This is a genomic window from Mycolicibacterium aichiense (assembly GCF_010726245.1).
Lineage (GTDB): Bacteria > Actinomycetota > Actinomycetes > Mycobacteriales > Mycobacteriaceae > Mycobacterium > Mycobacterium aichiense.
Genome location: NZ_AP022561.1, coordinates 2,243,562 through 2,255,645, shown reverse-complemented (window position 1 = coordinate 2,255,645; position 12,084 = coordinate 2,243,562). Strand labels below are relative to the sequence as shown.

Annotated in this window: 13 protein-coding genes; all 13 read right to left on the bottom strand. The window is 67.7% G+C overall.

Going from position 1 to position 12,084, the window contains the following annotated elements; genetic code table 11:
- Nucleotides 1-2: 2 nt before the first annotated feature.
- The 13 genes from G6N32_RS28460 to G6N32_RS10865 all read right to left on the bottom strand — a co-directional run bounded on the left by G6N32_RS28460 (nt 3) and on the right by G6N32_RS10865 (nt 12,033).
- The gene (locus tag G6N32_RS28460) at nt 3-155 is read right to left on the bottom strand and encodes a hypothetical protein (RefSeq protein ID WP_170310592.1); all 153 of its coding nucleotides are present in this window, start codon (nt 153-155) and stop codon (nt 3-5) included.
- Nucleotides 152-1,996: a hypothetical protein gene (locus tag G6N32_RS10920; protein ID WP_115319613.1), complete on the bottom strand. Its 1,845-nt coding sequence runs from the start codon at nt 1,994-1,996 to the stop codon at nt 152-154. Before G6N32_RS10920 ends, G6N32_RS28460 begins: the two co-directional genes overlap by 4 nt.
- Nucleotides 1,997-2,096: 100 nt before the next feature.
- The gene (gene pdxT, locus G6N32_RS10915; protein WP_115319612.1) at nt 2,097-2,690 is read right to left on the bottom strand and encodes a pyridoxal 5'-phosphate synthase glutaminase subunit PdxT; all 594 of its coding nucleotides are present in this window, start codon (nt 2,688-2,690) and stop codon (nt 2,097-2,099) included.
- A complete protein-coding gene (tesB, locus tag G6N32_RS10910) occupies nt 2,687-3,529 on the bottom strand; it encodes an acyl-CoA thioesterase II (RefSeq protein WP_115319611.1) in 843 nt (280 codons plus the stop codon). Before tesB ends, pdxT begins: the two co-directional genes overlap by 4 nt.
- Nucleotides 3,530-3,534: 5 nt before the next feature.
- Nucleotides 3,535-4,461 (bottom strand): pyridoxal 5'-phosphate synthase lyase subunit PdxS, encoded by a 927-nt coding sequence (gene pdxS, locus G6N32_RS10905; RefSeq protein ID WP_115319610.1) that lies wholly within the window; start codon nt 4,459-4,461, stop codon nt 3,535-3,537.
- A 65-nt stretch (nt 4,462-4,526) separates the two neighbouring features.
- The gene (locus tag G6N32_RS10900) at nt 4,527-5,564 is read right to left on the bottom strand and encodes an NUDIX hydrolase (RefSeq protein ID WP_115319609.1); all 1,038 of its coding nucleotides are present in this window, start codon (nt 5,562-5,564) and stop codon (nt 4,527-4,529) included.
- On the bottom strand, nt 5,564-6,688 hold the full coding sequence (locus G6N32_RS10895; RefSeq protein ID WP_115319608.1) for a glycosyltransferase family 4 protein: 1,125 nt from the start codon (nt 6,686-6,688) through the stop codon (nt 5,564-5,566). The genes G6N32_RS10900 and G6N32_RS10895 overlap by 1 nt, the downstream gene beginning before the upstream one ends.
- On the bottom strand, nt 6,688-7,542 hold the full coding sequence (locus G6N32_RS10890; RefSeq protein WP_336505381.1) for a phosphatidylinositol mannoside acyltransferase: 855 nt from the start codon (nt 7,540-7,542) through the stop codon (nt 6,688-6,690). The genes G6N32_RS10895 and G6N32_RS10890 overlap by 1 nt, the downstream gene beginning before the upstream one ends.
- Nucleotides 7,543-7,634: 92 nt before the next feature.
- A complete protein-coding gene (gene pgsA, locus G6N32_RS10885; RefSeq protein WP_115321076.1) occupies nt 7,635-8,315 on the bottom strand; it encodes a phosphatidylinositol phosphate synthase in 681 nt (226 codons plus the stop codon).
- Nucleotides 8,312-8,875, bottom strand: a complete 564-nt coding sequence (locus tag G6N32_RS10880; protein WP_232077602.1) for an ATP adenylyltransferase — start codon at nt 8,873-8,875, stop codon at nt 8,312-8,314. Before G6N32_RS10880 ends, pgsA begins: the two co-directional genes overlap by 4 nt.
- Nucleotides 8,868-10,919 carry a threonine--tRNA ligase gene (gene thrS / locus G6N32_RS10875; protein WP_115319606.1) on the bottom strand — a complete coding sequence of 684 codons (2,052 nt, stop codon included), beginning with the start codon at nt 10,917-10,919 and terminating at the stop codon, nt 8,868-8,870. Before thrS ends, G6N32_RS10880 begins: the two co-directional genes overlap by 8 nt.
- Before the next feature lie 86 nt (nt 10,920-11,005).
- Nucleotides 11,006-11,419: a TIGR02611 family protein gene (locus G6N32_RS10870; RefSeq protein WP_115319605.1), complete on the bottom strand. Its 414-nt coding sequence runs from the start codon at nt 11,417-11,419 to the stop codon at nt 11,006-11,008.
- Complete coding sequence (locus G6N32_RS10865; protein ID WP_115319604.1) at nt 11,416-12,033, bottom strand: PaaI family thioesterase; 618 nt, start codon at nt 12,031-12,033, stop codon at nt 11,416-11,418. Before G6N32_RS10865 ends, G6N32_RS10870 begins: the two co-directional genes overlap by 4 nt.
- Nucleotides 12,034-12,084: the final 51 nt, after the last annotated feature.

Here is a 12,084-nt window from a genome sequence, read left to right as displayed (position 1 = left end):
CTTCACTTTTCGTCCCCTTCAGAGTCGACCCCAGCCTCACCGCGCCGGCGGTCGCGGATGGCGATGAACAACACCACGCCCACCAGGACCACAGCCGGGGTCAGTGCCGGCAGTGCCAGCACGAGTGCGTGGTGGGCGCCGTACGTGACGCTCACACCTGCGGCCCCACCGTCGGTCGCGGCTCCTCGAGGTGGGCCGGCTCCTCTTCGGTGCGGTTGATCCGGCCGCCGCCCCATGTCAGCGCGGCGATCAGAATCAGCGTGCAGATCAGCACCACCACACCACCGGCGGCGAACAGCCACGTCGGGTGGTCGAGGTTGCGCTCGCGCTGCAGGATCGTGATTTCCGGGACGAACGGGCGGGTGCTGTTGAGTTCCGCGGGCACGGCAGGCGCGTTGATGCCGGGGTCTTCCGGCAGATAGATCGGGACTCCGGCCATCAGCGTGCCGTCCTGCACGCGCAGCAGGGTTTTCCACTGACCCCAGATCGGAACCGGCTGGGTCGACCGGTAGTGGCCCGGGCCGACCCGGTCGAGCCGATCCACGACCAGCCCGCGGTCGTTGGCCAAGCCGCCCTGCCAGGACAGGATCGTCACCCACTCCGGGTCGTCGCCAACCAGGCCCGGCGGGTTGATCCGCACGTCGGCGTTGGCCATCCGCTGACCCTGCGGATTCGGCGCATCGGTCAATGTGATTGTGGCCGTGTCATTTTGCGGAACCTCGGTGCGCAGCCCGTTGAACACTGCGCCACCGATGGCCAGCACCGTCACCACCACGACGGTGACACCGATAGCGGGCCGGGGCAGTCGCTGCCCGTTGAGAACCATCGACAGCAGCGCCCCGCACAGGCCCATCATGATCGCGACGGGGACCGCCATCGCCAGCGCTTCGGGCCACATGCTCGTCGGCCACGGGTAGTGGTACACCGCCCCGACCCACAGCGACTCCAGCCACAGGCCGACGGTTCCCACACCCAGGCCGGCCACGGCGCCGAACAGGATGGGCCGCGCGACCAGTGGTGTGAGGGCGAGCAGTTCGACGACTACCGCACAGCCGATGTACAGCGGGAACCAGCTGTGCGGAGCACCAAGGATCGGGCCGACGACCAGTGCGACTCCCCCGCGCAGACCGATCGCCAAGAGTGCGGCGATGATGGCCGCCCCACGGCCGAGGGTCAGCCGTGCGGCCACAAGTGCCATCGCGGCTGCCGCGCCGATCATCATCGGCTGCAACACCAACCGGAACTGTTCGACGCCGAAGTCGTATTCGATCTGGAAGACCGAGAGACCGACCACCAAACCGCCGAACGACAGGTACTGCAGGAACTTCACGAACCGGCTGTCCGGGGGTGCGTCGGCGCCCATCGCGCGGCGCCCTTCGTATTCGAGGTAGAGCACGGCGACCAGAGACAGGCCTGCGCCGCCGATCAGCATCAGATGCGTGGGTCCCCAGAGCGTGACGTCCTGCCCGAAGATCCGGTGCCACACATCGTCGAGCGGGAAGCCGATCAACGCGTACAGCCCGCAGCCGGCCATCAGCAGACCGCCGACCGGGGCATACCAGTGCCGGGTGATCCGTACCGCGGCCGAGCCCGGCTTGTCGTACGGCAGGACGACCGCCAGCACTCCGGCGATGAACAGCAGGAACAATCCGAAGAGGATGAAGTAGTGCGCCGGGTTGGCCAGCGGTCCGGGATCACGACCCTTTCCGATGTGCAGGCTGACGTCCCAGATGAATCCGAACAGCGCACAGATCAGCGTCGCCGAGAACAACATGATGCTCAGCGCCACCCAAGGCGGCCGCTTGAACCTGTTGCCGCCGCGTTCGGCGATGTTCTTCAACCAGGTGATGCGCTGGGTGCGGTGCTGGTAGCCGATCCACAGCAGTACCGCTGTCACGATCGCCGCCACCACGGACAAGCCCACTACCTGGTCCAATGCGGCGCCACCCCCCTCGGAGGTCGCGGCCACAATCGTCGTACGTTCCCCACCGATCATCGTTGATCCACTCCGCAGTCGAAGTCATGCCGCTCTCGGCCTGAAACTGCCCGCCGGAATACCCGGTACCGGCGGTCTCTACACGGAGTTTTTCATGCCCTCAGGCGCGGTGGGCGACCACGTCCACAAACAGCTTGTGCACTCGCCTGTCACCAGTCATTTCGGGGTGAAAAGCGGTGGCGAGAACCCGGCCCTGCCGGACCGCCACGATGTGTCCGCCGGCGCGCGCCAGGACCTGGACGTCGGGACCGACCCGCTCCACCCAGGGCGCCCGGATGAACACCGCGTGGGCGGGACCGTCGAGGCCATCGAAGTCGATGTCGCCCTCGAAAGAATCGACCTGGCGACCGAAAGCGTTGCGCCGCACCGTCATATCGATACCGCCGAGAGGAACCGCCTCGCGCCCCTCGGTGCCGGCGTCGAGGATCTCGGAGGCCAGCAGGATCATGCCCGCGCACGAACCGTAGGCCGGCATACCCTCGGCCAGGCGCGTACGCAGCGGCTCCAGCAGCTCGAATTCACGCAGCAGGTGGCTCATCGTTGTCGACTCACCACCCGGAATGACCAAGGCGTCGACGGCGTCGAGCTCACTGGCGCGGCGCACGGTCGAGGCTTCGGCACCGGCCTCGCGCAGGGCCGCCAGATGTTCGCGGGTGTCCCCTTGCAGGGCCAGCACCCCGACGTGGACCGTCACGGCCCGACGTACCCGCGTTTGTAGCGGGTCAGCCCCTCCTGCATGACCGCCGCGACCATCTCGCCGTACTGGTTGAAGATCTTGCCCTGGGTCAGCGATCGGCCACCGCACGACGACGGCGAGGACTGGTCATACAGGAGCCACTCGTCGGCGCGGAACGGCCGCATGAACCACATCGCGTGGTCCAGCGACGCGACCATCAGGTGCTTGCGTTCCTCGACGTGGTTGACCTGCGCCGAGCCGAGCAGCGTGAGATCGCTCATGTAGGCCAGCGCGCAGATGTGCAACACCGAATCGTCGGGCAGCGGGTCCTTGTGTTTGAACCACACCTGCTGCTGAGATGCCTTGCCGGGCAGTCGGGTCACCTGGTCGCGCGGGACCATGCGGACGTCCCACTCCTCGAACTGCGCAAATCCCGCCTCGTCGAACACACCACCCTTGGAGATGAAGCCGGGCAGGTCGTCGGGCGGCGGCGCGGCGGGCATCTCGTCCTGGTGCTCGATGCCGCTCTGGTCGGTCTGGAACGACGCCGACATCGAGAAGATGGTCTCGCCGTGCTGGACCGCATTGACGCGCCGGGTGACGAACGAGCCGCCGTCGCGCAGCGCCTCGACGAGGTACACCGCCGGCGCGGTGGCGTCGCCGGGCCGCAGGAAGTATCCGTGCAGCGAGTGCACCTGGAACTTCGGGTCGACGGTCCGCACCGCCGACACCAGCGACTGACCGGCCACGTGCCCGCCGAACGTGCGCTGCAGGAAACCGGATTCGGGGCTGAACACCCGGCCGCGATAGATGTTGACCTCGAGCTGTTCCAGATCGAGGATCTCTTCGATTGCCACGGGGGTTACCAGCCGCGCTGAGCGAGTCGGTGCGGCTCCGCGATCTCCTCCACGTTGATTCCGACCATGGGCTCACCCAGCCCCCGCGACACCCGCGCCAGAACATCGGGGTCGTCGTAGAACGTGGTGGCCTTGACAATGGCGGCGGCCCGCACGGCGGGGTCGCCCGACTTGAAGATTCCCGAGCCGACGAACACACCCTCGGCGCCGAGCTGCATCATCATCGCGGCGTCGGCCGGGGTGGCGATTCCGCCCGCGGTGAACAACGTCACCGGCAGCTTGCCCGCCCGGGCCACCTCGACGACGAGGTCGTACGGCGCCTGCATGTCCTTGGCGGCGACGTAGAGTTCGTCCTCCGACAGCGACGACAGCCGACGGATCTCGGCGCCGATCGAGCGCATGTGGGTGGTGGCGTTGGAGACGTCGCCGGTGCCTGCCTCGCCCTTGGAGCGGATCATCGCCGCGCCTTCGGTGATGCGGCGCAGTGCCTCACCCAGGTTGGTCGCACCGCACACGAACGGCACGGTGAACTTCCACTTGTCGATGTGGTGGGTGTAGTCGGCCGGCGTCAGCACCTCGGACTCGTCGACGTAGTCCACTCCGAGGCTCTGCAGAATCTGCGCCTCGACGAAGTGCCCGATACGCGCCTTGGCCATCACCGGGATGGTGACCGCGGCGATGATGCCCTCGATCAGGTCGGGGTCGCTCATCCGGGCCACGCCGCCCTGGGCGCGGATGTCGGCCGGGACGCGTTCGAGCGCCATCACGGCCACTGCTCCGGCACCTTCGGCGATACGCGCCTGTTCGGGGGTGACGACATCCATGATGACGCCGCCCTTGAGCATCTCGGCCATGCCGCGCTTGACCCGAGCGGTACCCGTCTGCGCGCTGGCCGAGCCGTTGGATCCAGCCGCGGTAGCTCCGGTTTCCACTGTCAATCCCTTCGTTTGATACGGATCCAGTCTAAAGGGCGATTCCAAACTGAATTTTTCGCACCTCAACGGATCGGGTGCAACTCCCGGTGCGGCCCGCCCCGGCCGTCGGCCAGCGAGTTCGCCTCCTCGAGCAGTTCCCCGAGCTGCAGCGGATACACCCGCTGCCCGCTCGCGGCCAGCTCGACGATCGTGCTGGAGTCACACCATCTGTGGCCGTGAATGTACCGCAGTTCCAGCGGCGTCCGCCCGGCCGCGGTCGGTTCGAACCGGGCGGTGCGGTGCACGAAGTAGAACTCCTGGCTGGCGACGACGGCGCCGTTGAAATCGATGATCGACTCCCGGCGCCACACCGGCCCGACCATCTCGTCCGGGTCGACCCGCAGGCCGGTCTCTTCCTGGATCTCCCGGACGGCGGCATCGACCAGCCGTTCCCCGGGCAGCGCCTGCCCCCCGACGGTGAACCACCACCGCGGCGCCTCCCCGCCGGTGAAGGCCGGGTCGGATCCGCAGAACAGCAGCACCGCACCCTGGTCGTCGAGCAGCACAACCCGTGCCGACGTGCGGCGATCAACATGATCGGTACCAGGCGGGGTGGATTCGGGAACACGTTCGGCGATCTCGAAGTAGGTCGGCAGGGACGCGGTTCCGGCCAGCCGCAACCATCGGACCGGACGCCGTTCACGCAGGGCCAGGGTGTCGCGCACGGCGTCGTTGTGGAACCGGCGGGCCAGCAGCACCCGCGCCTCGGCGTCGGCGAGCTCGGCCACCAGCGACACCGGCATCGACGTCGGATCGACCATGGCCAGCGCGGCCGACAGCTCGTTCTCGGCGGCTTCGCGACCGCTTCGGGGCGCCCGCTCGGCGGCATCGGCCAGTGCCGCGAGCCGCTTGCCCTCGGGTCGCCCGCGATAGGTGTCGGCGGCCACCGCGCGGGCCACCACCGCTCGCCGGGCCAGTGCTCCGTCGAGCGCCTGCCAGGACAGGTCGTAGCGGATGTGCAGACGGTCCAGCCGACTGGCGGTCTGCAGAGCCAGCATCGCGCTGACCACCAGCACGACGATCAGGACCGCGGTCAGCGCCCAGTACAGCGGGGCAGGCATTACGAGGCCACCTGGACTTTGATGCCGGCCCCCGCGACGGTCTCGTAGACCCGCATGATCTGGTCGGCCACCACCGGCCAGTCGTAGCGGCGCACCGCGACGTCGGCGGCTTTCACGTACCGCCTGCGCAGACCTTCGTCGTCGAGCAGCTCGATCAGCGCGTCGGCCATCGCAGCGGAGTCGTCGACGGGAACCAGCCGGCCCGCCTTGCCGTCGAGCAGCACCCGCCGGAATGCGTCGAGGTCGCTGGCCACCACCGGGGTACCGGCGGCCATCGCCTCGACCAGCACGATGCCGAAGCTCTCACCGCCGGTGTGCGGCGCGCAGTAGACGTCGGCGCTGCGCAGTGCGGCCGCCTTCTCGGCATCGTCGACCTGACCGAGGAACCTCAGGTGGCCGGCCAGTTCGCCGCACTCCTCCCGCAGCTTGTCCTCGTCGCCTCGCCCGACGATGAGAATCTCGACGTCGGCGAACCGCTCGACCAACCGGGGCAGCGCGCCGACCAGCACCGCCATCCCCTTGCGCGGTTCGTCGAACCGGCCGAGGAACAGCACGGTCTTCCCGGGGCGCGGGTAGCCGTCGAGCCGGGGTGCCGAGGCCAGGGCGGACACGTCGACGCCGTTGGGTATCTCGACGGCGTCGGAACCCAGCGCCTCCATCTGCCAGCGCCGCGCCAGATCGGACACCGCGATCCGGCCGACGATCTTCTCGTGATACGGCCGCAGGATTCCCTGAAACACACTCAGCGTCAACGACTTTGTGGTCGAGGTGTGGAAGGTCGCGACGATCGGTCCCTCAGCCGCCTGCAGCGCCAGCATCGACAAGCTGGGTGCGTTCGGCTCGTGCAGGTGCAGCACATCGAAGTCACCACCGATGAGCCACTTCTTCACCTTGCGATGGGTGGCCGGGCCGAACCGCAGCCGGGCCACCGACCCGTTGTAGGGAATCGGGACCGCCTTGCCGCCGGAGACGACGTACTCGGGCAGCTGCACATGCGGCGACGACGGGGCGAGCACGCTGACCTCGTGGCCGCGCCCGCGCATCACCTCGGCCAGCTGCAGAATGTGCGACTGCACCCCACCGGGCACGTCGAACGAGTACGGGCAGACCATCCCGATCCTCATCAGGACTCCCTCAACCTGGCCTGTCGCTCGTCGGACAGGTCGGCCAGCCACTGCGGCTGCATCATGTGCCAATCCTCGGGATGCTCAGCGATGTTCGCGCCGAAGCGGTCGGCCAGAGCTTGGGTGATGACGCCGACATCACCGCTGGAGCAGTCCAACTCCGGGAAGAAGTCGACGGCCCAGCCGTCGTCTGTGAACCAGGAGTGCACCGGCAGCAGGGCCGCGCCGGTCTCCAGAGCGAGTTTGGCCGAGCCGGCGGGCATCCGGGTGGCCTCGCCCAACAGGTCGACCGGCACCCCTGAGCGGCTCAGGTCCCGTTCGGCCATCAGACAGACCACGCGGTTATCCCGCAATCGCTCGACGAGCACCTCGTAGGCGGGTCGTTCGCCGCCGGTCAGGGGAAGCACCTCGAAACCCAGACTCTCGCGGTAATCGAGGAAGCGCTTGTACAGCGACTCCGGCTTGAGCCGCTCGGCGACGGTGGTGAAGGTGCCGTTGGCCTGGACCAGCCAGACCCCCGCCATATCCCAGTTGCCGCTGTGCGGCAGCGCGAGAACCGCTCCGCGACCGGCAGCCAGTGCCGCCTCCAGGTAGTGCTTGCCCGTCACCGCCTTGTCGATCTGGGCGCCCAGCGCTTTGTGGTCCATCGTCGGCAACCGGAACGCCTCCCGCCAGTACCGGGCGTAGGAGGCCAGCGAAGCGCGAACGAGTGAATCCGGAACCTCGGCGGGGGTGGCGCCGATGACCCGGGCCAGATTCTTGCGCAGCTGCTCAGGACCGCCGCCCTGGGCGGCATACCAGGCACCGGCGTCGAAAGCATTGCGCGCCACGAATTCCGGCATCGCACGCACCATCCGCCATCCCGCGGCGTAACCGAGGTCGCTGAGCACATCGGTGCGCGGCAGCCGGTTGCGGCCGGCCGTCCAGAGTTGCCCCGGGGTGCTGATCACGGCTCGGTGCCTTCGGCGTCGTCACCGACCGGCTGCGGGGTGACCGGCGCGATCTTGTCCATGGCGCCCGAGCTGGAACGCACCGAGTGCACCCGCTGGCCGACCGTCACCAGGCTGGTCACCGCCAGCAGCCACATCGCGATCGGCAACACCACCGGCATCGGGAAGAACGGCAGGTCGGAGAATCCGGCACCGACCAGCACGATGATCAGCCGCTCGGGTCGCTCGATCAGGCCGCCGCCGCCCTCCAGACCGCTGGCCTCCGCGCGGGCTTTGACGTACGAGATCACCTGCGAGGTCACCAGGCAGATCATCGTGGCCACCGCCAGCGACGAGCTGTGCATGCTGAATGCCACCCACCAGAGCAGCCCGCAGAAGATCGCGCCGTCGCTGATCCGATCGCAGGTGGCATCGAGGACAGCACCGAACCGGGTGCCGCCGCCGCGCTGTCGCGCCATCGCGCCATCGAGCATGTCGGCCAGAACGAAGACGAACACGGCCACCGAGCCCCACCAGAGCTGACCGATCGGGAACATGATGAGCGCGGCCAGCACCGATCCCGCGGTGCCGATGATCGTCACCATGTCGGGGGTCAGCCCGATTTTGAGCGCAGCTTTCGCGACCGGGGTACTGAGCTTGGCGTACGCCGCCCGGGTCATCAGATAGAAGTCGCTCACGGCTGCGCCACCCATTCGTCGGCCAACAGCTTGCGGGTGTCGCGCAGCAGCTGCGGTATCACCTTTGTCTCACCGACAACGGTGATGAAGTTGGCGTCGCCGGCCCAGCGGGGCACCACGTGCATGTGCAAGTGCTCGGCCAGCGACCCTCCGGCGGACTTGCCGAGGTTGAGCCCCACGTTGAAGCCATCCGGGCTCGACACCGACTTGATGACGCGAATCGCCTTCTGGGTGAACGCCATCAGCTCAGCGCTCTCGCCGGTGGACAGATCCTCCAGTTCCGACACCCGCCGGTACGGAACGACCATCAGATGGCCCGGGTTGTACGGGTAGAGATTGAGCACGACGTAGACCTGCTCGCCGCGGGCCACCACCAAGCCGTCCTCGTCGGGCAGGGTAGGTATCAAGCTGAACGGCTCCGATGATCCAGCCGATCCGCTGTCGGCCTTGTTCGCGGGCACGTCGAGGATGTAATTCATCCGGTGCGGTGTCCACAGCCGCTGCAGGCGGTCGGGCTCACCCGCGCCTCGATCGATGAACGCCTCCGCGTTGTCAGCCACCGTCGACCTTCACCAGTTCGGCTGTGGGGGAAGCATTCTCGCGATCGGCGATCCACTTCACAATCGTCTCCACCGCCTGCCCGCGCGGCACCCCGTTGATCTGGGTGCGGTCCCCGAACCGGAAGCTCACCGCACCGGCCTCGACGTCGCGGTCCCCCGCGAGCAGCATGAACGGCACCTTCTGGTTGGTGTGGTTGACGATCTTCTTGGCCATCCGATCGTCACTGCTATCGACGCCGACCCGCACCCCGCGCGATTTGAGTTCGGCGGCAAGGTCTTCCAGATACGGCAGGTGCGCGTCGGCCACCGGTATGCCGACCGCCTGCACCGGCGCCAGCCAGGCCGGGAAGGCGCCGGCGTAATGCTCGGTGAGCACCCCGAAGAACCGCTCGATCGAACCGAACAGCGCGCGGTGGATCAGCACCGGCCGCTGCCGGGAGCCGTCGGCGGCGGTGTACTCCAACTCGAAGCGGTCCGGCATGTTGAAGTCCAGCTGGATGGTCGACATCTGCCAGCTGCGACCCAGCGCATCCTTGACCTGGACGGAGATCTTCGGCCCGTAGAACGCGGCGCCACCGGGATCGGGCACGAGCTGCAGACCGGATTCCTCGGCGACCTGACGCAGGGTCTCGGTGGCCTCGTCCCACATCTCGTCGGAGCCGACGGACTTTTCCGGGTTCCGGGTGGACAGCTCCAGATAAAAGTCGTCGAGGCCGTAGTCGGCGAGCAGGTCGAGCACGAACCGCAGCAGCGAGGCCAGTTCGTCGCGCATCTGCTCGCGGGTGGTGTAGATGTGTGCGTCGTCCTGGGTCATGCCGCGCACCCGGGTCAGCCCGTGCACCACGCCGGACTTCTCGTAGCGGTACACCGAGCCGAATTCGAAGAGCCGCAGCGGAAGTTCCCGATACGACCGCCCCCGCGACCGGTAGATCAGATGGTGCATCGGGCAGTTCATCGGCTTGAGGTAGTAATCCTGCCCCGGCTTGCGCAGCTTGCCGTCCTCGTCGAACTCGGCGTCGATGTGCATCGGCGGGAACATGCCGTCGGCGTACCACTCCAGGTGGCCGGACGTGATGTAGAGCTGCTCTTTGGTGATATGCGGAGTGTTGACGAACTCGTAGCCGGCCTGCTCGTGCTTGCGGCGCGAATAGTCCTCGAGCTCACGTCGGATGACGCCGCCCTTGGGGTGGAAAACCGGTAGGCCGGAACCCAATTCGTCCGGGAAGCTGAACAGGTCCAGCTCGACGCCGAGCTTGCGATGGTCGCGGCGCTGCGCCTCCTCGATCAGTTCGAGGTGGCGGTCCAGTGCCTCCTGGGATTCCCACGCGGTGCCGTAGATGCGCTGCAGGCTGGCATTGTTCTGGTCGCCGCGCCAGTACGCCGCCGAGCTGCGGGTGAGCTTGAAGGCTGGGATGTACTTGGTGGTCGGAATGTGCGGGCCGCGGCACAGGTCGCCCCAAACCCGTTCGCGGGTACGAGGATTGAGGTTGTCGTAGGCGGTGAGCTCGTCACCGCCGACCTCCATGATGTCGGCGTCACCCGACTTGTCGTCAACCAGCTCGAGCTTGTAAGGCTCGTTGGCCAGTTCGGAGCGGGCTTGGTCCTTGGACTCGTAGACCCGGCGCGAGAACAGCTGACCGTCCTTGACGATCTTCTGCATCCGCTTCTCGAGCTTCGCCAAGTCCTCGGGAGTGAACGCCTCGGGCACGTCGAAGTCGTAGTAGAAGCCGTCGGTGATCGGCGGTCCGATGCCGAGCTTGGCCTGCGGGAAGAGTTCCTGCACAGCCTGGGCCAGAACGTGGGCGGCCGAGTGCCGGATCACGCTGCGGCCGTCCTCGGTGTTCGCCGCCACCGGGATGACGTCGACGTCGACGTCCGGCGTCCAGCTCAGGTCACGCAGCTTGTCCTCGGCGTCGCGCACCACGACGATCGCGCCCGGTTCACCACGGCTCGGCAGTCCTGCGTCGCGCACCGCAGCGCCCGCGGTAGTCCCGGCAGGCACCCGGATCGGTGCTGCTGGGGCGGGGTGTGCGGGGGCGGTCATTGCTGGCCTCTTTCGGCGTAGTGGGGCTCCATCGCGATTCTCGCCGGGGGCGGCAGGAATCGCCGACCATGCTATCGGGGTGCTGGTCAGGCGCCGAGGCCGATGGGGCTGTCCAACACCGGATGGTCAAAGCCGAGCAGTCCCGCAGACCAGCCGACCGCGCCGAACAGCCACAGCGTGGCGACCACCACCGCGGCGGTGAACACCGCACCCAGCGCCTGCACCCACCTGCCCTGCCTGCGGAACCATGCCATGACGCTGTCGTAGCGGTCGCGGGTGAACGACAGGGTGCGGTGAGCCCAATAGAACTCGCTGGCCAGGATCGCGAGGCCGACGAACACGATCGCCCAGCCGGGTCCCGGGTAGGGAATGGCGACGATCCCGAGGGCAAGAACCGCGAGCCCGACGACGCCGACCACCGCGCGATAGACGAAGTCGGCTACCGGGCGGTGCCTCAGCCGCTCCCGCCGGTGCTTCCACTGGTGCAGGAACCGCTTCACGGTTGGCCCGGTTTCAGCAACACGAACAGCCCTTCACCGTCGGCCAGCAGGTCGTCGCCGTCGGACAGCCGGATGTCGACGTAGATCTTGCGGCCCTCGGTGCGCACGACACCGGCCTCGACCTGGAGTTCGGTTTCGATGGGCACGATCTTGCGGTAGTTGACGTGCAGGTAGGCGGTGCGTTGATACGGCCCGCCGGTCAGCACGAACGATGTCTTGCCGAGCACCGAGTCGAAGAGGTGGGCGATCAGGCCGCCGTGCACGGCCCCGTTGCGGCCCAGGTGGTAGCGACGGAACCGGGCCCAGCCGCGCAGCCGCCCGTCCTCGCCCACTTCCGTCTCGTTGGGAATGGACAGGATGTTGCCCCGCATCGGCAGGTCGGTACGCCGGCCCGATGGTGTGGTCCATTCGTCGGCGTCGTACGGCGCCAACAGCGCCGACGCCCGCTCGAGGAGGTCGGCGGCCTCGGTGATCACGTCGTCGGGCGCGTCGACGGCGCGGGCATGGTCTTGAAGATCCCGCACCGCATCGATGAACCGGCCGTAATCGGGGCCGCCCCGGCCCGTCGGCACCGGCGGGTTGAATCCGCCACCGGGATGCAGCGCCGCCGTCATGTCCTCTACCACCTGGTTACCGTATGCGCCCCGGATGCGGGTTGCTCACTC